This is a genomic window from Arthrobacter antioxidans (assembly GCF_023100725.1).
Classification (GTDB): Bacteria; Actinomycetota; Actinomycetes; order Actinomycetales; family Micrococcaceae; genus Arthrobacter_D; species Arthrobacter_D antioxidans.
The window spans coordinates 2,835,117-2,855,036 of record NZ_CP095501.1 but is presented as its reverse complement, the minus strand read 5'-3'; the positions used below and the strand labels follow the sequence as shown (position 1 = coordinate 2,855,036).

Here is a 19,920-nt window from a genome sequence, read left to right as displayed (position 1 = left end):
GTCCCATCCATAGGGTCCTCGCGCGGATACCCACTTACGGGCGGCGGTACCGGCTGATCAGGGGGCAATCGAAAGGGTCCCGGGCAGACAGGCCAACGTCGTTGAGGTGAGAGATCACCGCCCTGTAGGACGCGAGGACGCGGACTTGTGTGTAGGGAATGCCGAGTCGTCTGCAATGGTCTTTGACGATGAGGCTTGCTCGGCGCAGGTTTGGTCGGGGCATGTTCGGGAACAGGTGGTGTTCGATCTGGAAGTTCAGGCCACCGAATGCGGAATCAACGAAGGATCCGCCTGTGACGTTGCGGGAGGTGCGCACCTGGCGGTTGAGAAAGTCCGCGGTGGTGTCGTTGGCCAGGATCGGCATCCCTTTGTGGTTCGGGGCGAAGGAAGCGCCCATGTAGACACCGAAAACCGCCAGTTGCACACCCAGGAACGCGCACGCCATCCCTGGCGGCAGGAACCAGAACAGGACGCCGAGATAGCCGCCGAAGCGCACGCCGATCAGGGCCAGCTCCACCCAGCGGCCCGACACCGGTTTCCGCTCGAACAAGGTCCTGAACGACTGAACATGCAGGTTGAGGCCTTCAAGGGTCAGCAGCGGGAAGAACAGATAGCCCTGCCGGCGCGTGAACCAAGCGCTGAAGCCGGTCTTGACGGCGGCGTCATCCGCTCGGAACGAAAGCGTGCCCATGGCGATGTCGGGGTCTTTCCCGACCGTGTTCGGAGTGTTGTGGTGTCGTGTGTGTTTGGTGATCCACCAGGCGTAGCTGATGCCAACGAAACCGGCGGCGAGTATCCTGCCTGCCCATTCATTGGCCCTACGGGAGGCGAAGATCTGATGATGGGAGGCTTCGTGGCCGAGAAACGCGAGCTGCGTGAGAATAACTGCCAGGGTGGCGGCGATGAGCAGTTGAGCCCAATTGACGCCGATCAGCACGAATCCGATTCCCGTCGCGGTCAGGGCGACCATGAGCAGGAGAAACACGCTGATATAGAACGGTCGGCGCCTCTCGAGCAGTCCATCGGCCCGGACCTGCTTCAGGAGCGTGGCATATGACGCAACGACCTCATTGGCCGCAGCGATTCGCACCTTACGCGTCAAGGACGGAGCGCGTTCAGTGCCGGGTGGCACCTGATTCGAGGAGGCCCCCGGTTCAGGGTCCGCGACACCGGACAACGCATCATTCACAGGGTTCATCTGCCAGGCCCCTTTTGCTTCAGCCTCACGGCGCCGGTGTAACGGCGAATGGTTCGCTGGCAGGGTCCGGGGCAGCACCATCAGCATACGTCTGCCCACAATCACCGGTACGACCCGGAAGACGTCGATGTTCGGCATGCGAATTCCGGCAGCCTGATCTACTATCCGGCGCGAGATCCGGATATGCCTGTGTCAAGGCCACACAGCCTCATGTCGGCAATTCCACTCCGACCTGACAGAGCCGACAGTCGGAGATCACAAAGTACGCCGCTCCGGTTCCCGCGCCCCGCTGACAGCTCGGCTCCTAGGGCCGGCCGCACGCCCACGAAGCACCGCAGGAACCGCGCCCCTGGACGATCCGGACGCGGGCGCCGCGACGAGGATGGACTGCGACCGTCCGTCATCGTCTGTCCCCGACCGGGACGCTCTCCGTTTCTCCGGCTCAGAGATGCCTACGTGTCGCTGGGCTTGGTGGGCGCTCTGCGGACGCGTTGGGGTGAGCTCTTGGGGACTCGTTCGACGAGTCCTCGGGCCTCGAGATCGACCTTGGTGTAGCGGACGTAGTTGGAGAGCCGGCCGTTGGGGAAGGCCGGGTGGGACCCGAGCCTGGTTTGCGCTTCGTCGACGATCACCTTCAGCGGCACCGTGCCGTCGTCGGCGGCGAAGGCATCGATCGTGGTCAGGATGACATCGACGAGCAGTTCGTACTGTTCGAGCGCGATGGTCCACCCGTCTAGGCCGTCGGGCCGGGTTGCGTTGAACATCTGGACGCGTCCGCGTTTCCGGGCGAGTTCATCTTCAGCCCATGCCCGTGGGGTGACGGCCGCCGAATGCGGGTCAGCGGACATGCGTAGCCTCTACGAGGTCCTTGAGTTGCTGCAGGTCCTTCACATGCAGCGGCCGGATCGAGCGTCGCAGCCACCTGTTCGCCAGAGGTTTCATGATGCGGGGGACGGGAGGTTCGACGTCGAAGGCAAGCGACACCCGGGTCTGCGTCGTTGTCACGGGATCGACATGGAAGTCGACGTTCGGGCTCACCCAGCGACCGCGGGGGCCTTTATTGCGCATCGTGTTCCGGATGAGGTCGGGGTCGGCTGAGACCAGAGTCTGGCGGCCCTGTTCGACGCCCTTCTGGTCGGTGAAGACGATCTGCGACCCGGGACTCGTCCCGTCGCCGTCGACCCGGCAGGTGAACCCGGTGGCTTCGGGCCACGCAGACCATCGCATCAGGGTGTGCTGATCACGAATAGCCTGATACACGATGTCCCTGGGTGATTCGATGGTGATGGTCTCGGTCCACTGCATGACACTCCTCCGACCAAGTAGTCAACTGATTTGACTGTAATATACTCGAGCAAATGGACTTTGACACTCAGCATCCTTTGCTTCTGGCCTGCAGGGAACTCGGGGCGGCCTTCGACGCGCATGACGCGGTCGTGGCCGAGCACTTGGGGATATCACGAACCGAGCTTCGGCTCCTCAACCGGCTGGAGGGAGGGTCGAGCTCGCAGGTCGACCTCGCTCATCACCTGCACGTCACCCGCGCGGCGGTGACCACGATCGTCGACCGGCTGGCTGCCGCAGATCTGGTCATTCGCGCGCCGTCACCGGTGGATCGCAGGGTGAAACTCGTGACACTGACGCCGAAGGTGTGGCAGGTACTGGGCCAGCACTACCGCCCTGCCGGCCGGCGTGTCCTCGCACTCACCGAAACGATGTCGGCCACCGACACGGATCGCCTGACAAGCCACCTCAAAGCAATCACAGCTGCACTCGGCGCCGGTTCCTGAACACGCATCCGCTGTCCGCGATCCGATCGACCGGGCGCCCGTGCCTGTTTGCCGATCAGGACCATGGTCCGGAGGAGTTCTACCTCAAGCTCGGTTTCGTTCCCACCGGAGAAGAACTCTTCGGTGAGGTGGTCGCGTTCAAGGACCTCACTATGCGAGGGCGAGTGTTTCCGTAGACGAATCCCTCAGCGGGATCGACCGTGCGTCGGCCGAAGGCGACTCGGGGGCGGGGGGTGGCAGTTTCTTCGATACGTCAGCAGGGGCCTGCCGTTGTGTGCTGTCACTCCCAGATGGGATCGTGCGTATCGATCTTTTCAATGACCGACTGGATCGAAGCCAATTGCGCATCACTGCGTCCATGCCCCGGGAGTACCTGCGCCCAGCCGTCAACTGCCACATCACCGAAGTTGTGCCCGTGGCTGGGCGGGACTGCCTCGCTTACCAGCATGTCGGTGGCCAGGTGCAGGAATGTCACTGCCGGGATCCAGCGCATCGAATCACTGACGTCGGCGCCTCGTCCCCCGGAGCCGGCCGGTCCGGCCAGCCACTCCGGGCGCTGATAGATGAGCGCTGGATCCAGCAGGTGATGGGATCGGTGGCGTGTTGCAAATAGCCCAGCCGTGGCTGTTCCCACGTACCGCCCAACTCCACAAAGTCCCCGGGCTTGGATTGCCAGCGCACCTCACGGCCCTCCTGGTAGATCGGCTGCCAGATGGGGCTCCCGGCGTCACGGTCATCCTGCAGTGTGCGCCACGGCTGGGAATTCGACGGCGGCCCGGTGAACAGCGCAGCATCGGTGCGTGCCAGCAGGTCATCAAGGTTCTCGAAGCTGCCCTGCATGCCCTTCGCTCCGAGGCTCAGCCCATAGACAGCCAATTGCGGACGCCGCTGAGCGGGTATTTCCTCCCAGCGCGTATATACCGCGTCGAAGAGCGCTTCGCTGGATTGCGCCGCCAGGTTCGGGCTGAACAGGAAAGAGACCCAACTCGGCTGAAACGAATACTGCATTGCAGCCGTTGCGGTGTTACCTCCGTAAAGATATTCCAGTGCCGCGATGGCCTGCGGTTCGAGCCACCCGGAGCCAGTGGGCGTGGCAACGAGCAGCACGTCACGCTCGAATCCACCGGTGCGCTCGAGTTCCCTGACGACAAGTTCGGCCCGTGCCGTGGCAGTTCGGCCTGCGGAAAGGCCGGCATAGACGCGAACCGGTTCCATGGCGGGCCCTCCGGTGACCCGGCCGATGGTGCCCGCGCTTGGTCCGCCACCGGCGAAGGCGCGCCCCTGGCGGCCCAGCTGATCCCACTGGATAGCTGATTCAGCCGAGCCCGACCTGGTCGCAACAACTGGCTGCACGCTTCCTGCGAGGGTATCGGCATCACGGGCCGCGTAGATCGCGCCGACCGCAGCCAACCCTGCACCGGCGAGTCCGCCAACCAGGATGACTGTGGACACCAGTCCGGTAGCCAGGGAGGCCCGCCGCGTTGCGCTCACCGATCCACCGGCCGCAAGGACGCGTTTGGCAACCCTGTTCCGCAGAGCCCCGATTCCCCGGGAAACCCCATAGAGCACTCCCATAGTGGCAAGCATGCTCACAAGGAACGCGGTGTGCCCCACACCGTCGATCGGCGGCATGTCCACCAGTTCACGGACGCGGTTCTGCCAGGAGACAACCAGCATGCCGTAGCCGATGACATAGGCCGGCAATGCCAGGCCGACTATGAGCGGAGCAAGTACCCTCCTGCGGTGCGGAGCGTCCCGGCGCTCGGTCTCCGGCTGTGTCCGTGCGAACGCTCCAGCCATCCTTCGCCACAGCACGCGGAGTGCGAAGCCGGCCTGGAAGCCGACCATGAACCAGAGACCGGCCAGGAACCCCTGGAACACCGTGGGCCGTGGCACCAGCGAGGGGGTCAACGCCAAAGACGCCAGCGCAAATGCGCAGAGCAGGTTGACGAGGTGTGCCTGGAGGAAGGCTGTGCTGCGTCTGAAGATCGCCACGTTGTTCATCATTTCCCCGTGTGAGGGCTCATCATAGGCGAGAACGTCGGAAGTCCGGTGTGAGGTCGAGGCATCGGTGGCCGACACAGGATGGAGGTGGTCCTGACGGTGGGAGTCCTTGCGTATCGAATCCGGAAGACCACGACGTGCCTGACGCCACCGTCGACTCCGCGCTCAAGTACTTCTCCCGTCCCGGCGGAGGTAGGGGCCGGTGAGTCCGCGCGGGGGAGTGGACGACCGGTTCTCCGACCGGCCATCGAACCAGGGCCCGGTCAAAGGTCAGCCGGGCAGCGACTCGGGTCCATGCCCGACTCCGGTGCCGGCCATAACGTACCGGTCGGCATCATCCCGCCCGGTAGCCGCAGGCGTGTGGGGATGCGCCGCCGGAACGCTGGCATGCCGCGTGGCATAACGCCCGAGCCGCCGGATCCACTTCCAGGCGTGAGGAACATGGGGAAGCGAGTGATTCGGGGATTCCCTACCGGTACATCTCGCTGAAGCGAAACTACACTCACCAGATGAAGCCGTTCGAGGTCACCGTTGAATGCGAGCTGTTTCGAATCAGTGAGAGAAGACAGCCGGGCGGAGCCCTCAGCTACGACATCGCGTGGCTCGATGGGCCGACGGAGAGGGCCTACGTGTTCACCGTCGGTAAGTTCACGGTCGGCTCGGAAGGGCACACTTCTGACGCTGAAGCCCGTATGACCGAAGAGGAGCTGCTCGACGAGGTACGAGGATTCGTGCTGTCCTGGCGCGCGGGGGAAGGCGGCGGAGCGTAGAGCGCTTCTGCGGTGTTCCTTCGGTGGACGGCGCATCGACCCTGGACCGCCCGAATGAATCTTTTCTGCTGTCCGGCATGAGAATGAGGCGTGACGAAAAGTGGAAAATCGGAGGCGGGCCCGGACATCGTCGTGCGACGGATCCAGGGTGACGGCGTCTGGGCGCGTGTGAGTTCCGTCGGGGAGATCGGGGCGAGGCCGTTCCTCCTGGTCGCGGGCATCGGGGTCTCCTCGCACTACTTCGAGCAGCTCGCCCCGCACCTCGTGCAGTTCGGCCCCGTGCATGCCCTCGACCTGCCCGGCTTCGGTGGCGTGCCGCACGCGCGCCATGCCCTGTCGATCAGCCAGTTCGCGGAGCTGGTCGGCAAAACCATCGACGACCTCGGGCTCGAGGATCCCGTGATCGTGGGGCACTCGATGGGCACTCAGATCTGCACCGAACTCGCCGCCGCACGGCCCGGACTCACCACCCTCGTACTCATCAGCCCGGTCATCGACGCCTCGGCCCGCATCGTGTCGGCACAGGCCCTGCGGTTCCTGCGCGCCGGCCTCCATGAGCCCTTCCGCGTGCAACTCCTCGCCGTCGTCGCCTACCTGACGTGCGGATTCGGGTGGTTCTTCAAGATCCTGCCCCGCATGATGTCCTATCCGATCGAACGGACGGCGGCCGGCGTGCGCGCGTCGACGCTCGTCATCCGCGGCGAGCACGACGCCGTGTGCCCGCGCCCGTGGGTAGCGCAGCTGAGCGGTGCGTTCTCCCGTGCCGTCGACGTCGTCGAGGTCGAAGGGGCGGCGCACTCGGTGATGCACGCCCACGCCCGGGAGGTCGCTGGTCTCTGCGTCCGGCATGCGAGCGGCGCACCGGCGGAGGGCGACGACGAAGGTGCGGTTCGCGGCAACACCGAGGGTAGCGATCATGGGGGCATCGCCGTCGTCCGGGAACTGCCGAAGCAGAAGGCTTCACTGAGCCCGACAGAGGCAGCGAAGGCCGTCGTCGACGAGGTGGAGGGCGCCGTCATCGAGTTCAAGGGCAACAAGACCGATGACGACCGCCTGGTCGAGCTCGGCCGCGAGCAGCAGGCCGAGGCGCGGGCGAGAGGACTCAACCGCGAGTAGGTGCTGTGAAGAACCGCCACCCCATGCTGCAGTTGGCCGGGGATCTTTGGCGGCGATCGGGGTCCCAGACCCTGTACAGCGGAGCAGGCACCGAGGCCGTGCGCCGTGGTCCTTTCCGGAACGGCTGGCTTCAGGTCATCGTCCCATCGTTCTCCGTATATGCATTTCCGTCATCGTTGGCCCGGAAAGTCATCCTGTGGAACGCCCGTGAAGACTCCCTGGGTCGTAGGCCCATCGGCTGGCGGGCGTTCTGTAGCTGTGGACAAGCGCATGGCTAGGGTGACGGGTATGAGCGCTACTCAACTTGCCTGGCTGATCGTGGGGTTCTCCGCGCTTCCGCTCGGTGTACTCGTGATCGGCTTCGTCCTGCTGTGGCGTCGATCTTCGCTGGGGATGTGGCGCGGGTATGCGTGGCTGCTGGGAACGGCGGTTGTGGCCTGGTGCGCTCTTGCCGTTGTCCAGAGCAATCTCGGCTTGTCCGAGGGTTCCGATGCCGAGGAGGTCATGTTCGCGGTCGCCTACTACCTGTGGCCCTCACTCAGTCTCGGTGTCATCGTGGTCGGCGGCAGTTTCTGGCTGTTGATCGGTCGTCAAGCCGCGCGCGAGCGCATGTCACTGCTCGAAAGGCATGGGAACGCGTAAGCGGGTAACGATGAGCGCTGATATCTCCCGGTGACTGTGGCAGGTTCTAGTGGCCCGTCCTGCTGGGGCCACGACAACCTGCCACAGCCAGACCTCACCCGTTCGGTCGGCGCTACCGTCTCACGTCGCTGAACAACAGCCAAATTCGGGGCGGAGAGCATCGAAGAAGCGACGATCAGGGGCGCCGGGCCACGCAGTGGGTCCGTCCGGCTGATGAATTCGGGACCGTGCGGCACGTTGTCGAGGGTGTCTTGATGGAACCATCTGCTGTTAGCCGGACATGATGGGGTATGGGTGGGATTTCAGGACCGGACGACGACGCGTTGTGGCGGCAGGTGGTCGCCGGCGACGGCACTGCGTTCACGCTGATCTTCGACCGGCATCGTGATGCGGTGTTCCGGCACGCGGGCCGGCAGTTCCAGCTCTCCCACGTCGCTGAGGACATCACGGCGATGGTGTTCTACGAAGCCTGGCGTAAGCGGGTGTTCGTCCGGGTCGTCGACGGCTCGGTCCTTCCCTGGCTGCTGGTGACGACGAACTACGTGGCACGGAATCAGGCACGCCATGAACGCCGGCATCGGAGCCTCCTCGCACACCTGCCCGCACCGGAACCGGTCGGCGACGTCGCTGACACCTACGTCCACGACGACACGATGCAGCGTCGCGCCGCGGACGTCCGCCGGGCACTGGCGATGCTGCGCCCCCTCGACCGGGACGTCCTGACCCTGTGCGTGCTCGAGGAGATGACGACCCGACAAGCCGCGGCCGTCCTCGACGTCCCCGAAGGGACGATCAAATCCCGGCTCTCCCGCGCCAAGACCCGCCTCGGCGTCCTCCTGCCGGCCCTGAGACCACTTGGTGTGCGGCCGGCGACGGAAGGAACTCTCTGATGACCACCATGTTCGACCCAGCCCGCAGCGCAGCCCTGCGCCGGCAACTCGGCGCCCTCCCCGCCACCGACCTCCAACCCGACACAGTGCTGCCTCAGCACCGGGGCCATCCCACGGAACTGGCGGACCAGCCGGGCCGGCCTGCGATCAGGAAACATCGACGTGCTCCCTGGGCCATCGGTGGGGCCGGCCTGGCAGTGACCGCAGGGCTTCTTGCCTCAGGGCCCTTCCAGCCCGCGAGCACCACGGGCGCGGACTTCGTCCCCGCCATGGCACGGCCCCAACAGCCCGAGGACCTGCTGCCCGAGGACCTGCGTCGGGGGGATATGGACAGCCTTCCGGGACTGGTCGTGAGCACGTCCCGGCTCGTCGGGACCGAGCGCGGATACAACTACTACGCCGCCGAGAGCAACGACGGCATGATGTGCCTGGTCATCGCGTACCCGCCCGAGCCACCCGACCCGGAAGCAACCAGATCCCCGTGGGAAGTCGCCTGTACCCCCTTGACCAACTTCGACAGCTCGCCCCTGCAGATCACGTCGGCGTCGACGAACACGAAGATCTGGCTCGTCAGCGCCAACATCGAGCCCACCGAAGAGCAACTCACCCAGCTGACACGCCTGTCCCCGAACCTGTATATCGAGTACACCGACGGGATACCCCTCTCGCCGGCGCGGGAGGCAGGCCATGACCTGTGAGCCCGCCGAGCTGACAACCTGCACACCACCACCTACCGGGAGGTAAATCCGTTGGCCCTCGTAGCCGTCATTGCCGTGTTCTTCCTCCTACCCGGGGTGCTCTACGCCCTGTCTCGACAACTGAGAAACTGGCGGAACATCAGAGCTACCGAACAAACCCTCGCGGTCCTGACACTCATCGGCTTGATCACCGCCGCCATGGCCTTCGTCGGCCTGGCAGCCTTCGGCTGACCCGCCATCAGCACCAGGAGATCAGCCCCGGTGATGATCCCTGGGCGGGCAGTTCCACTGGGAGAAGTGAGGGGTCCGGCATAATCATCGCCATGGACCAGGGGCGTATTGGTGCAGGCATGGTCGTTCTGGAAACGGATCGGTTGGTGCTTCGGCGTTGGCGCGTGTCGGATGCCGGACTGCAGCGCACGCTCTGGACGGAGCGCGATCCGCGCGTACCACTGCATCGTCGGATCGATGCTGATGGCCGCCCTTCCCTGGATGACATCGAGGACCGGATCCGTCGCGGCGATCCTGATGCTTCCATGGGGCTTCTGGCCGTCGAGCGGCGAGATGTCGGTGATGTCATCGGTTACTGCGGCCTGATCGCGAACGATCACGGACAGGACGGCGAACCAGAACTGGCGTACGAACTTCTCCGCGCAGTCTGGGGTCAGGGGTATGCGACCGAGGCATCGCTGGCCGTCATGGGCTGGGCCGAGGAGTCAGGCCATCGACGCCTGTGGGCCACAGTCCGTGCATGGAACAGCGCTTCTCGCCGCGTGATGACCAAACTCGGTTTCGTCGAGACTGCGCGCGTGGACCGGGATGCCCTCCACGGAGACTCGCTGTTCTACGTCAAGGACTTCAGCGGCTCGGACAGCACGGCATCCGCACCGTGAAGCGATGCCCCTGCGAAGTTCAGAAAGCTGTCTGCTATGTCGTCCATGATGGGCATCTCCTGGTGTTCACTCACGACGATACGCCGATCACCGACACAGGCGTCCAAGGGCCGGCGGGCTCGATCAAGCCCGGAGAATCTCCGGAGCAAGCCGCGATCCGCGAGCTCCTCGAAGAAACCGGGTCGACATCGTCAGCTGATCCGTGGCGTCGCTACCCTCGGTACCGTTTAGAATCAATCAATTATCGTATGGGTCGATTGCGCTCTTGAAAGGAAGAGCCATGCTCCAGGACCTGTTGTGCAAACTGAGCTTGCGCCATGTCTGGCACGTGGAATCCACGGAGGACGGCAGCCGCTATAGGCGTTGCAGGCATTGCGGCAAGTACGACCGAGACCGGGACGGCAGTGGCTTCATGCATTGAGCAGTCCCGTTGGAGGCATCTGGGACTCCTGGGGCGCGGGCGGACCGGCGCGGCGCTCTGCGTCGGGATGGAACACTGTGCGGCACCGGCCGGCTACGACAGGCTCTACCGCAGCGTCGGTACAAAGAACTGTATGGCCAGAATGCTCCAGGAACGCCTGGGCTTCCCACCCCTTGGGAAGATCACGAGGACCCATCAGTACGTCGACGGTGAAGGCAGAGCAGTGGGCCGCCGAAACGCGTTGTGGGTCGACCCTGAGATTCCCTGCCTAATCGCCGATGGATCCGTCCAGCAGCTCGCGCAGAATATCCAGGTGGCCGCAGTGCCTACCCGTTTCCTCGATCATGTGCACCAGAACCCACCGCACACTCTGTCCGCCGTCGCCACCGCGGCAGCGCTCCTCCATCCCATACCGCTCCAGCACCTCGCGGGACTGGCGGCAGGCGGCCTCGTAGTTCTCGATGATGCCCGCCAGGCTGTCCTGGTCACTCACCCGGAACTCGCCGTCGGGATCCTCGACGGACCATCGGGTCGGCACGCCTTGCCGCCCGTCGATGCGGTCCTGGAACCAGAACCGCTCGACATCTGTCAGGTGTTGTACCAACCCGGACACCGTTGTCAGCGAGGGCACGAGCCGCTTGGCGCCGTCGGCATCGCTGAGGCCGCTGGCCTTCATCACTACGGTGGCCCGGAAGTAATCCAGGAAGCCTGTCAGTGTCTCCCGCTCTCCGGCAGCCGCAGGTGGTTCCGTCCGGCTGTCATTCTCCATCCGCCCAACCTAGTCAGGGGAGTCGATGCGCAGCGCAGGCGCGCCGACCATGGCAACCCGGAACTTGCAGAACGTCTCGACGAAGAGCCCCATGCGCCGGTCGTCTGAGGTGCGTCCCGGTGCTGGCGTCACCCCCGACATGGCGTCGATCTGTGCTGTCGGCGGCATGGGTAGGACGGTTCCCGAGCGCACTCCGCCGATAGGCTGTTTCCATGGTCATCACCGGGGGATTCTGATGGACAAGAGCATGCGCATGGTGCAGGTCAGTGGATTGGTCGCGTGTATTGCCTACGCCGTGGTCGGGGCGTTGCAGATCCTGGTGTGGAATCCGCTAGCAGCCGTCCCATCCTCCAGCCTTCCGGATACCTACCGAAGCGTCGAGGCCGCGAGAGAAAGCATGGGTGTTGGCACCGTCATCATCTGGGCCGTGGTGGGCATCGCTCTTGCGGCGGCTGTGGCCGGCGCGGCCCAGCTGCGGCGAATCCGCCTGCACCGATCCCTGGCAGCCCTGTATCTCACGGTCCTGGCCCTCGGTGCTCCCTCGCACTTCTTCGCGTCAGTCCCCGCAGGGATGGGACTTGCAGACACCTTCATGATCAGCGGGGGCGCGTACAGCCCCTGGGGAATGATGCTGTACCTCATCAGCGTGGCGGCTTTCCTCGCACTGATGCTCCTGGGCCCGGTCGATGCCATGCTGTGGCGGTTACGCGCCGCACCCCCGCAGCGCAACCCCTGATCTCATGAGCGCCCGTCAGCGCGCGGTGAAGCGATCGACGGTGTGGTGGGGTATCGGCGCAGGAGGGCATCTCGGAGGCGACGGTGACCGCTGATCCGAGCGGTTCGCCCCTCGCGGAGGGGCGGTGGCGATCGACACGAATGACACCGCTCTCGCCGATCTTGCGAAGATCACCCCGATCGTGCTGGTGGTGATCATCCTGGCGCGGTCGCTGCCGCTTCGGCCCTGTCCGCGTGGCTCATGATCGGGCGGGCGGCCGGCCTCACCATTGACAGCCCGGATTGTGCTGACTAAATTCTACATGTTGGTATTTATTTTCCGCATAATGAGAAAGTAAGAGGGTGGGTAGTATGCCGAAGTACGTGGAGACCAACGGGCTCAGTGTCGCCGAAGAGCTCTATGCCTTCGTCCGGGACGAAGCCCTACCCGGTACGAGGCTTGAGGCCGAGGCGTTCTGGACGGGCGCCGCCGCTCTCATCACGGAGTTCTCGCCACGGGTGCAGGAACTGCTGGCCACCCGGGACCGGATGCAGCAGCAGATCGACGAGTACCACCGCTCGGCCGGCGCCACACCCCCGGATCAGGACGCCTACGAGGAATTCCTGCGCTCGATCGGCTATCTGGTCGACGAGCCCGGAGACTTCAGCATCGCGACCGATCGCGTCGACCCGGAGATCGCGACGGTCTCGGGCCCCCAGTTGGTGGTCCCGCTACTGAACGCCCGGTTCGCCGCCAATGCCGCGAACGCCCGATGGGGCTCGCTCTACGATGCGCTGTACGGCACCGACGCTATCGACGAGGACGAGGGCCGCGAGAGGACGCGCGGCTACAACCCGGTCCGGGGTGCCGCCGTCGTCGCACGCGGCCGGGAGTTCCTGGATCAGCACTTTGCGCTGATGGGTGGGTCCCACGCCGATGTCACCGCATACCGGATAGCGGACCGGGCCCTGGTCGCGGAGACGCCGGACGGTCCGACGGCGCTCGCCGAGCCGGGGCAGTTCACCGGCTACCGGGGAGCACCGGACGCGCCCGAGTCGGTGCTGCTCGTGCACAACGGACTGCACGTGGAGATCCAGATCGACCGTGGCCACACCATCGGCTCCGGTGACCTTGCCGGGGTGAAGGACATCGTGCTGGAGTCCGCGATCACGACCATCATGGACCTCGAGGACTCCGTGGCAGCTGTCGACGCCGGAGACAAGGTGTCGGGTTACCGCAACTGGCTGCAGCTGATGCAGGGAACACTGACCGCTCAGATTGCCACGGGTACGGGCAGCTACACCCGGCGGCTCAACCCTGACCGCCTCTACACGGCGACCGACGGTTCCGAGATGACCCTTCCGGGCCGTTCGCTGCTTCTCATCCGCCAGGTGGGCCACCTGATGACCAGTGACGCCGTGCTCGATGCTGCCGGTGATCCGGTGCCCGAGGAAATCCTCGATGCCCTCTTCACCGGCCTCGGCTCCGTGCACGACCTGCGGGGCGCCCATGCCGGGCACAACTCACGGGCGGGATCGGTCTACATCGTGAAGCCCAAGATGCACGGGCCCGCCGAGGTCGCCGTCGCTTGCGCCCTGTTGGCCGGGACCGAGGACGTGCTGGGTCTTGAACCGCTCACCCTGAAGATCGGCATCATGGACGAGGAACGCCGCACGTCCGCCAACCTGAAGGCATGCATCTGGGAGGCCAGGGACCGCGTCGCGTTCATCAACACCGGATTCCTGGACCGTACCGGCGATGAGATCCACACCTCGATGCTCGCCGGCCCCATGGTCCGCAAGGCCGAAATGCGCAATTCCAGCTGGATCAAGGCCTATGAGGACGCCAACGTCGACATCGGGCTCGAGTGCGGACTCAAAGGGCGGGCCCAGATCGGGAAGGGCATGTGGGCGGCCCCGGACAACATGGCCGACATGCTGGAGCAGAAGGTCGGCCATCCTCTCGCCGGAGCGGACTGCGCCTGGGTCCCCTCGCCCACGGCTGCGACCCTGCACGTGATGCACTACCACCAGATCGATGTGGACGCCCGGCAGGCGGAGCTGGCCGGGGAACGCCGCTCGACGCTGCGGCAACTCCTCACCATCCCGGTCGGTGATCCGGGAAGCTGGAGCGCAGAGGACCGCCGCAACGAGCTGGACAACAACATTCAGAGCACGCTCGGCTACATCGTGCGGTGGGTCAACGACGGCGTCGGGTGTTCCAAGGTGCCCGACCTCCATGGCACGGCGCTGATGGAGGACCGCGCCACCTGCCGGATCAGTTCGCAGCACATCGCCAACTGGCTCCTGCACGGCGTCGTGACCGAGGACGAGGTGGAGGCATCCCTGCGCCGGATGGCGGCGGTGGTCGACGAGCAGAACGCGGCCGATCCCACCTACACGCCGATGTCCCCGGCCTTCGATACCGAAGCGTTCCTCGCAGCCCGCGAGCTCGTTCTCGAGGGCGCGGCCCAGCCCTCGGGGTACACCGAGCCGATCCTGCACCGGCGACGCTCCCTGCACAAGCACACCGACACCATGACAAGGACCGCATCATGACCCTGACACTGACAACCGCCCAATCGATCATCGCCGACGCCCTGGACGCGGGCCGGCAGCACGGCTTCAAGCCGCTGACCGTCGTCGTGCTCGACGCGGGTGGTCACGTCATCGCCGCTGCCCGCCAGGACGGCGCGTCGAACAACCGCTTCGAGATCGCGCACGGCAAGGCCTACGGAGCATTGGCCCTCGGCATGGGGTCGCGGGCCATCATGGAGCGCGCGGAGCAGCAGGCGTACTTCATCGCGGCCGCGGGTGCCACCCTGGGAGGTCGGCTCATCCCGGTCCCCGGTGGCGTCCTGGTCCGCGACGACGGAGGCACGATCCTGGGTGCCGTCGGTATCAGCGGTGACAGTTCCGACAACGACGAGACCGCGGCGTCGACGGCGATCGAGGCGGCCGGCCTGAGCGCCCAGGTCTGACGCTTCGTCCCACGGACGAGGGGGAGGGAACCGGATCACTCCGGTTCCCTCCCCCTCGTCGTTCTCGCGCTCGATCTGTTCCCGCGCTCGGCCGTGGGAGTCATCGGAAGTGTCACACCTCGGGGCGCCCCCTGATGGAGGCGGGCCGACAGCACGGCTTCAAGCCGCTGCCCGCCAGGACGGCGCGTCGAACAACCGCTTCGAGATCGCGCACGGCAAGGCCTACGGAGCGTTGGCCCTCGGCATGGGGTCGTGGGCCATCAGCGCGCGGAGCAGCAGGCGTACTCCATCGCCGCCGCGGCGGCCGGCCTGAGCGCCCAGGTCTGACGCTTCGTCCCACAGACGAGGGGGAGGGAACCGGATCACTCCGGTTCCCTCCCCCTCGTCGTTCGCACGCTCGATCTGTTCCCGCGCTCGGGCTGCGGGCGTGCCCCGAGGTGTCACACCTCGGGGCGGCCCCTGTTCGCCCTCATGACTGCGGGCTCATGCCGTTCCGGACCCTACGCTGCTCCGCTCCTCCAGAGGTACGTTCTTGCGCATCAGTACCCGGGCCAGCAGGGCCAGGCCGATGATGAGTAGCGCCAGGAGGATGGTGCCAGGGTTGAACCCGAACCCGTAGATGGAGATGTACGCGACCGCGCCGCTCATGGCGCAGTAGTACATCGTCACCAGGACGGTCTTCCGCAGCAGGTCCCCCTCGCGACCAAGGAGGCCCACGGTGGCCGCGGCCGCGACGATGTTGTGGATGGCCACCGGATTACCGCCGGCACCGCCCACGGCCTGGGCGGCGACCACCAATTCGGGCGGCACGCCGATCCCCGCGCCGGTCGAGAACTGGAACTGGGCGAAGGTCAGGTTGGACACGGTGTTGGACCCGGCAACAAAAGCTCCGAGCGCTCCGATCCACGGTGCGATCAGGGGCCAGGAGCTGCCCGAGATCGCGGCGGCACCCTCCGCGAGGGTCACCGGCATGCTGGCGAGTCCGGATTCGTTGAGGGCCGGGCCCGATTGGATGAGGACCCGCACAAGCGGAACCGCGAAGAGCAGCGCAGCGGCCGTGCCGGCGAGCTGGCGTCCGGAGATCGCCAGGCTCTGAGCAATCTGGGGGCCCTTCATGCGGTGCAGCAGGCAGGCGAAGACCGACGCCAGGATGAGGAGGAAGGCCGGTGAGTAGAAGGGCTGGATGCTGGTGGTGATCTCGGTGCCGAGAATCCCCGCGAAGGGAATCTGTATCCCTGTCAGGAACTCCTTCAGCGGTGCGATGACACGGGTCGCCACGAGGAGGACCGCCATGAGGACGTAGGGTGCCCACGCCCGCACCAGGCTCATCCGGGTGGAGATCTCGGTCGCTGCGGCAGGTTCGATGGTGCCCATCCAGCGCTCGGGCCAGGAGGCGCGGGGGCCGAAATCGAAGGTGTCCTTCGGCATCAGGAAGCCGCGGCTCGAGGTGAACATGACCAGCACCAGCCCGATGAGGCCGCCGAAGAGGGACGGGAACTCCGGTCCGAGGATCCGGGCCACCAGGACGTAGGGGACGGTCATGGCAAGGGACGCGTACACGGCGAACGGCCAGACCACGAGCCCGTCGCGGAATCGCCGCTGGGGGCCGAAGAAGCCGGTGAGCATGGTCACCAGAATCAGCGGGATCAGGATGCCGACGATCGCGTGGATGACCGCCACGTTGAAGCCGATCTCCGAGATGAACTCGGGCATCGTCAGCCCGAGAACACTCGCGCGCTCGGCCACCGCGGGATCGCCACCCAGGCCGTTGCCCACACCCACGAGAATCGGCGTACCCACCGCTCCGAAGCTGACCGGGGTGCTCTGGATGATCAGACCGACCATGACGGCGGCCATCGCGGGGAAGCCCATCGCCAGCAGAAGGGGAGCCACCACGGCAGCCGGTGTGCCGAAACCCGAGGCACCTTCGATGAACGAGCCGAAGAGCCACCCGATGATGATGGCCTGGACCCGTCGGTCGGCCGAGATGTTGTCGAAACCGGCCCGGATCGTCGCCATCGCTCCTCCCACGGTGAGCGTTGAAAGCAACAGGAGCGCGCCGAACACGATGTAGAGCAGGGTCACGGCGACGATCAGGCCCTCGATGGTCGCGGCCATCACCCCGTTGAAGCTCACGCGCCACACCACCAGCGCCACGACGACGGCGACGACGTAGCCGAGGGGCATCGCGTATTTCGCGGGCCAGCGGAACCCGGCCAGGAGCACGCCCACCACGAGGATGGGTGACAGCGCCAAGAGACTAAGCACAGCGAGATTGTCCACAGGAAAGGCCTTTCTGACCTGGATAGGCGAGAGACGGGTACAAGCTGGGGGGCAGGGTGCCCGAAGTCAGATGGCTTTGCCCGGATTCAGGATGTTCTGCGGGTCGAGAGCGTGCTTGATCCGGTGCTGGATGTCGCGGGAGACCTCACCGACCTCCGCCGTGAACCAGTCGCGCTTGAGCAGCCCGACCCCGTGTTCGCCGGTCAGGGTGCCGCCGAGGCTCTGGGCGAGCTCGAAGATCCGGCCCATCGCCAGTTTCGGCGCGCCGTCCGTGATGGATTCGTTCTCGTCGACGACGATCATCGGGTGCAGGTTGCCGTCCGCGGCATGCGCGACCGTGTAGAGGTCGACGCCGGTGTCCTCCGAGATGCGCTGGATCCCCGTCACGATCTCCGCGAGCCGATTGCGGGGTACTCCGACGTCGCCGATGGACGTCCGGCCCAGTTTCTCGAGCGAGGGGATCGCGTCCCGGCGCGCCTGGATGAGGGCTTCCGCCTCCGCCGGATCGTCGGCGATCATGACCGATTCCGCGAAGGGCTCGATGGCCTTCAGCACCACGTCGCGCTCGATCTCGGCACCGAATCCATCGGTCTGAGCCAGCAGGAAGGCTTCGCCGCGCCGGCGGTGATCGGTTCCGGTGGCGCGATCGATCGCGCCCAGGGTGGGGCCGTCCACGAGTTCGAGCACCGAGGGGGTAGCCCGCGCCGCGACCACGGCCGAGGCGGCCGCCGCCGCTGCTTCCACGGTCTGGAAGTAGGCGGCGAGGGTGGCGGTTGCCACCGGCGCCGGGCGCAGCCGGAGCGTCGCCTCGACGACGACGCCGAGTGTGCCCTCCGAGCCGATGAACACTGCGTTCAGGTCATAGCCGGTGACGGCCTTGATGGTCTGGGTGCCGGTGACCAGCACACGGCCATCGGCCAGGACCACCGTGAGGCTCAGCACCGACTCACGGGTCACCCCGTACTTCGCGCAACGCATCCCGCCGGCATTGGTCGCGATGTTGCCGCCGATGGAGCAGATGGCGGTGCTGGCCGGATCCGGAGCGTAGAACAGGCCGTGCAGGGCAGCGGCTGCATTGAGCTCGGCGTTGAGCACCCCCGGCTCGACGACGGCGATCTGCTCGACGGGGTCGATGCGCAGGATCCGGTTCATCCGCCGCACATCGAGGACGATCTCACCGGCCCTCGCGGCGGCGCCGGCGGCAAGACCGGTTCCCGCTCCGCGCGGAACGACGGGAATGCGATGCTCGTTCGCCAGCTTGAGCGTCTCCACCACGTCCTCGACCGACTCGGCCTGGACCACCCCGTCCGGCAGGGTCGGCGGCACATAGCCGGAGCGGTCGGTGCGGACGAGTGCGAGCTCCCGGGGATCCTGGGTGAACCGGGGTAGGGCTGCGAAAACCTCGGGCAGGCTGTGGGCGACGGTATTGCTGATCATCGATCGTCTCCTTTGACGTAGTGCGTCTGCCATGGGCCGCGTCCGTGAGGGGCCGAGGCCACCAGGCCGCGCCTGCGAGGACGAACCCTCGCAGCCAGGGGTGGCAAGCATTGATAGCAGCCACTTCCGCATGACGGAATACCACTTCTATCTGACGAAAACGCTAGGGGTGAAGGTTGCCGATGTCAATGGTCCGAGCCACCCGCCGTCGCCGAGCGGCCGATGGGCGCGACGAACGTCCAGGCGGGACCGTTCAACCCCGGGGGAGATTCCCCTGAGAACGAACCCGGGCCCTGCAGGGCTGCAGGGCCCGGTGCCCTGCCCATGCCTAGTCGGCGACGTTGAGATCGCCGGAGATGGCCTGTGCGGCAGCGGTCAATAGGGGAACCACACGCTGGGCGAAATCCTCGTCCACGCGCGAGATGGGGCCGGAGACGGAGATGGCCGTCGGGGTCGGGGAGTCGGGCACGGCAACGGCGAAACACCGGACGCCGAGCTCCTGCTCGCCGTCGTCGACCGCGTACCCCCGCCTGCGGACGGCGGCCAATTCGTCGAGCAGTGCATCGATCGACGCGATACTCTTCGTCGTCGGCGTGGGCATGCCGGCACGGAGGACGATGCGTCGCACCGACTCGTCATCCAGTTGGGCCAGGATCGCTTTTCCTACCCCCGTGTCATGGGTGTGGGCACGGCGGCCGACCTCCGTGAACATCCGCATGGAGTGCAGCGACGGCACCTGCGCTATGTAGACGACCATGTCGGAATCCAGCACGGCCATGTTGGCCGTTTCCCCGAGAGCATCGACCAGGTGTTTGAGCTGCGGGCGAGCGAGTGCGCCGAGCTGTCTGTTCGCGCCTTCCCCAAGACGGATCAATCGCGGGCCGAGGACATACCTGCGGTTCGGCAGCTGACGGACATAGCCCTTGCCGACCAGAGTGCGGAGCAGACGGTGGATGGTGGGCAGCGGAAGATCGGTGGAAGCTGCGAGTTCACTCAGGGTGACCTCGCCCCCGGCGTCATTGATCAGCTCCAGGAGTTCGAAGACACGCTCGACGGACTGCACGCCTCCGCTTCTGACCGGTGCCTCCATGGTTCCTGCTCCTGACTTGTGTCCTGCGCGTCGCTGTCGTCCGATCCCAGCATATCCATATCGTGGAATCTCCCCGGAGGGCGATCCCCATGATCCGGCTCATACCTTCCAGGTACGAGCCGGCCCGGTACACCACCAGGACAGTTGCCGCCGGCGCCGAGGGCCGAGCCCTATGGCCCTTGCCGCCTGCACCCTCCTCCGGAAGTCGCGCCGTCTACGAGGGG

The 19,920-nt window shown here is 65.8% G+C and carries 21 protein-coding genes and 1 pseudogene; 13 read left to right on the top strand and 9 right to left on the bottom strand.

From position 1 onward, the window contains the following. Positions 1-34: 34 nt before the first annotated feature. The 3 genes from MWM45_RS13145 to MWM45_RS13135 form a co-directional block, all read right to left on the bottom strand. Complete coding sequence (locus MWM45_RS13145) at positions 35-1,336, bottom strand: fatty acid desaturase family protein (RefSeq protein WP_247826838.1); 1,302 nt, start codon at positions 1,334-1,336, stop codon at positions 35-37. Between the two features lie 314 nt (positions 1,337-1,650). Continuing rightward, positions 1,651-2,046, bottom strand: coding sequence for a DUF6958 family protein (locus MWM45_RS13140; protein ID WP_247826837.1), 396 nt, complete (start codon positions 2,044-2,046; stop codon positions 1,651-1,653). Next, positions 2,036-2,503: an SRPBCC family protein gene (locus tag MWM45_RS13135; protein ID WP_247826836.1), complete on the bottom strand. Its 468-nt coding sequence runs from the start codon at positions 2,501-2,503 to the stop codon at positions 2,036-2,038. The genes MWM45_RS13140 and MWM45_RS13135 overlap by 11 nt, the downstream gene beginning before the upstream one ends. 53 nt (positions 2,504-2,556) lie before the next feature. Here MWM45_RS13135 and MWM45_RS13130 point away from each other — a divergent pair, with 53 nt between their 5' ends. Further along, on the top strand, positions 2,557-2,988 hold the full coding sequence (locus tag MWM45_RS13130; RefSeq protein WP_247826835.1) for a MarR family winged helix-turn-helix transcriptional regulator: 432 nt from the start codon (positions 2,557-2,559) through the stop codon (positions 2,986-2,988). Positions 2,989-3,268: 280 nt separating this feature from the next. Here MWM45_RS13130 and MWM45_RS13125 read toward each other — a convergent pair. Continuing rightward, a pseudogene (locus tag MWM45_RS13125) lies at positions 3,269-4,992 on the bottom strand (alpha/beta hydrolase). 509 nt (positions 4,993-5,501) lie between these two features. Between MWM45_RS13125 and MWM45_RS13120 the strand changes: the two are divergent. The 8 genes from MWM45_RS13120 to MWM45_RS13085 all read left to right on the top strand — a co-directional run bounded on the left by MWM45_RS13120 (position 5,502) and on the right by MWM45_RS13085 (position 10,270). Further along, positions 5,502-5,762, top strand: coding sequence for a hypothetical protein (locus MWM45_RS13120; RefSeq protein WP_247826834.1), 261 nt, complete (start codon positions 5,502-5,504; stop codon positions 5,760-5,762). Positions 5,763-5,852: 90 nt separating this feature from the next. After that, positions 5,853-6,878, top strand: coding sequence for an alpha/beta fold hydrolase (locus tag MWM45_RS13115; RefSeq protein ID WP_247826833.1), 1,026 nt, complete (start codon positions 5,853-5,855; stop codon positions 6,876-6,878). Between the two features lie 288 nt (positions 6,879-7,166). Further along, a complete protein-coding gene (locus tag MWM45_RS13110) occupies positions 7,167-7,520 on the top strand; it encodes a hypothetical protein (RefSeq protein WP_247826832.1) in 354 nt (117 codons plus the stop codon). Positions 7,521-7,810: 290 nt separating this feature from the next. Then, entirely contained in the window at positions 7,811-8,410 is a 600-nt protein-coding gene (locus MWM45_RS13105) for an RNA polymerase sigma factor (RefSeq protein WP_247826831.1), read from the top strand. Further along, a complete protein-coding gene (locus MWM45_RS13100) occupies positions 8,410-9,108 on the top strand; it encodes a hypothetical protein (RefSeq protein ID WP_247826830.1) in 699 nt (232 codons plus the stop codon). Before MWM45_RS13105 ends, MWM45_RS13100 begins: the two co-directional genes overlap by 1 nt. Before the next feature lie 51 nt (positions 9,109-9,159). Continuing rightward, a complete protein-coding gene (locus tag MWM45_RS13095; RefSeq protein WP_247826829.1) occupies positions 9,160-9,339 on the top strand; it encodes a hypothetical protein in 180 nt (59 codons plus the stop codon). 92 nt (positions 9,340-9,431) lie between these two features. Continuing rightward, the gene (locus tag MWM45_RS13090; RefSeq protein WP_247826828.1) at positions 9,432-10,001 is read left to right on the top strand and encodes a GNAT family N-acetyltransferase; all 570 of its coding nucleotides are present in this window, start codon (positions 9,432-9,434) and stop codon (positions 9,999-10,001) included. Continuing rightward, positions 9,998-10,270: an NUDIX domain-containing protein gene (locus MWM45_RS13085; RefSeq protein ID WP_247826827.1), complete on the top strand. Its 273-nt coding sequence runs from the start codon at positions 9,998-10,000 to the stop codon at positions 10,268-10,270. The genes MWM45_RS13090 and MWM45_RS13085 overlap by 4 nt, the downstream gene beginning before the upstream one ends. Positions 10,271-10,690: 420 nt before the next feature. Here MWM45_RS13085 and MWM45_RS13080 read toward each other — a convergent pair whose 3' ends face one another. Continuing rightward, positions 10,691-11,191 carry a DinB family protein gene (locus tag MWM45_RS13080; RefSeq protein WP_247826826.1) on the bottom strand — a complete coding sequence of 167 codons (501 nt, stop codon included), beginning with the start codon at positions 11,189-11,191 and terminating at the stop codon, positions 10,691-10,693. A 9-nt stretch (positions 11,192-11,200) separates the two neighbouring features. Beyond that, positions 11,201-11,359, bottom strand: coding sequence for a hypothetical protein (locus tag MWM45_RS13075; RefSeq protein WP_247826825.1), 159 nt, complete (start codon positions 11,357-11,359; stop codon positions 11,201-11,203). A gap of 67 nt (positions 11,360-11,426) precedes the next feature. Here MWM45_RS13075 and MWM45_RS13070 point away from each other — a divergent pair, with 67 nt between their 5' ends. The 4 genes from MWM45_RS13070 to MWM45_RS17785 all read left to right on the top strand — a co-directional run bounded on the left by MWM45_RS13070 (position 11,427) and on the right by MWM45_RS17785 (position 15,199). Beyond that, positions 11,427-11,927, top strand: coding sequence for a hypothetical protein (locus MWM45_RS13070; protein ID WP_247826824.1), 501 nt, complete (start codon positions 11,427-11,429; stop codon positions 11,925-11,927). A gap of 350 nt (positions 11,928-12,277) precedes the next feature. Further along, the gene (locus tag MWM45_RS13065) at positions 12,278-14,464 is read left to right on the top strand and encodes a malate synthase G (protein ID WP_247829230.1); all 2,187 of its coding nucleotides are present in this window, start codon (positions 12,278-12,280) and stop codon (positions 14,462-14,464) included. Continuing rightward, positions 14,461-14,886: a GlcG/HbpS family heme-binding protein gene (locus tag MWM45_RS13060; protein ID WP_247826823.1), complete on the top strand. Its 426-nt coding sequence runs from the start codon at positions 14,461-14,463 to the stop codon at positions 14,884-14,886. Before MWM45_RS13065 ends, MWM45_RS13060 begins: the two co-directional genes overlap by 4 nt. Positions 14,887-14,995: 109 nt before the next feature. Continuing rightward, on the top strand, positions 14,996-15,199 hold the full coding sequence (locus MWM45_RS17785; protein WP_418909692.1) for a heme-binding protein: 204 nt from the start codon (positions 14,996-14,998) through the stop codon (positions 15,197-15,199). Positions 15,200-15,369: 170 nt separating this feature from the next. Here the strand turns inward: MWM45_RS17785 and MWM45_RS13055 are convergent, their stop codons facing one another. From MWM45_RS13055 to MWM45_RS13045, 3 genes are all read right to left on the bottom strand, one after another. Beyond that, positions 15,370-17,154 (bottom strand): L-lactate permease, encoded by a 1,785-nt coding sequence (locus tag MWM45_RS13055; protein WP_247826822.1) that lies wholly within the window; start codon positions 17,152-17,154, stop codon positions 15,370-15,372. 81 nt (positions 17,155-17,235) lie between these two features. After that, positions 17,236-18,606, bottom strand: a complete 1,371-nt coding sequence (locus MWM45_RS13050) for an FAD-binding oxidoreductase (protein ID WP_247826821.1) — start codon at positions 18,604-18,606, stop codon at positions 17,236-17,238. Positions 18,607-18,934: 328 nt separating this feature from the next. Further along, the gene (locus tag MWM45_RS13045) at positions 18,935-19,696 is read right to left on the bottom strand and encodes an IclR family transcriptional regulator (RefSeq protein WP_247826820.1); all 762 of its coding nucleotides are present in this window, start codon (positions 19,694-19,696) and stop codon (positions 18,935-18,937) included. Between the last annotated feature and the right edge of the window lie 224 nt (positions 19,697-19,920).

What these genes read in the sequence shown, in the direction of transcription:
- MWM45_RS13045 (WP_247826820.1), bottom strand. Translation starts at nt 19,696, where the DNA reads ATGGAGGCACCGGTCAGAAGCGGAGGCGTGCAGTCCGTCGAGCGTGTC.
- MWM45_RS13120 (WP_247826834.1), top strand. Translation starts at nt 5,502, where the DNA reads ATGAAGCCGTTCGAGGTCACCGTTGAATGCGAGCTGTTTCGAATCAGT.
- MWM45_RS13060 (WP_247826823.1), top strand. Translation starts at nt 14,461, where the DNA reads ATGACCCTGACACTGACAACCGCCCAATCGATCATCGCCGACGCCCTG.
- MWM45_RS13070 (WP_247826824.1), top strand. Translation starts at nt 11,427, where the DNA reads ATGGACAAGAGCATGCGCATGGTGCAGGTCAGTGGATTGGTCGCGTGT.
- MWM45_RS13130 (WP_247826835.1), top strand. Translation starts at nt 2,557, where the DNA reads ATGGACTTTGACACTCAGCATCCTTTGCTTCTGGCCTGCAGGGAACTC.
- MWM45_RS13140 (WP_247826837.1), bottom strand. Translation starts at nt 2,046, where the DNA reads ATGTCCGCTGACCCGCATTCGGCGGCCGTCACCCCACGGGCATGGGCT.
- MWM45_RS13075 (WP_247826825.1), bottom strand. Translation starts at nt 11,359, where the DNA reads ATGCCGCCGACAGCACAGATCGACGCCATGTCGGGGGTGACGCCAGCA.
- MWM45_RS13145 (WP_247826838.1), bottom strand. Translation starts at nt 1,336, where the DNA reads ATGCCGAACATCGACGTCTTCCGGGTCGTACCGGTGATTGTGGGCAGA.
- MWM45_RS13090 (WP_247826828.1), top strand. Translation starts at nt 9,432, where the DNA reads ATGGACCAGGGGCGTATTGGTGCAGGCATGGTCGTTCTGGAAACGGAT.
- MWM45_RS13050 (WP_247826821.1), bottom strand. Translation starts at nt 18,606, where the DNA reads ATGATCAGCAATACCGTCGCCCACAGCCTGCCCGAGGTTTTCGCAGCC.
- MWM45_RS13100 (WP_247826830.1), top strand. Translation starts at nt 8,410, where the DNA reads ATGACCACCATGTTCGACCCAGCCCGCAGCGCAGCCCTGCGCCGGCAA.
- MWM45_RS13105 (WP_247826831.1), top strand. Translation starts at nt 7,811, where the DNA reads ATGGGTGGGATTTCAGGACCGGACGACGACGCGTTGTGGCGGCAGGTG.
- MWM45_RS13135 (WP_247826836.1), bottom strand. Translation starts at nt 2,503, where the DNA reads ATGCAGTGGACCGAGACCATCACCATCGAATCACCCAGGGACATCGTG.
- MWM45_RS13065 (WP_247829230.1), top strand. Translation starts at nt 12,278, where the DNA reads ATGCCGAAGTACGTGGAGACCAACGGGCTCAGTGTCGCCGAAGAGCTC.
- MWM45_RS13110 (WP_247826832.1), top strand. Translation starts at nt 7,167, where the DNA reads ATGAGCGCTACTCAACTTGCCTGGCTGATCGTGGGGTTCTCCGCGCTT.
- MWM45_RS13080 (WP_247826826.1), bottom strand. Translation starts at nt 11,191, where the DNA reads ATGGAGAATGACAGCCGGACGGAACCACCTGCGGCTGCCGGAGAGCGG.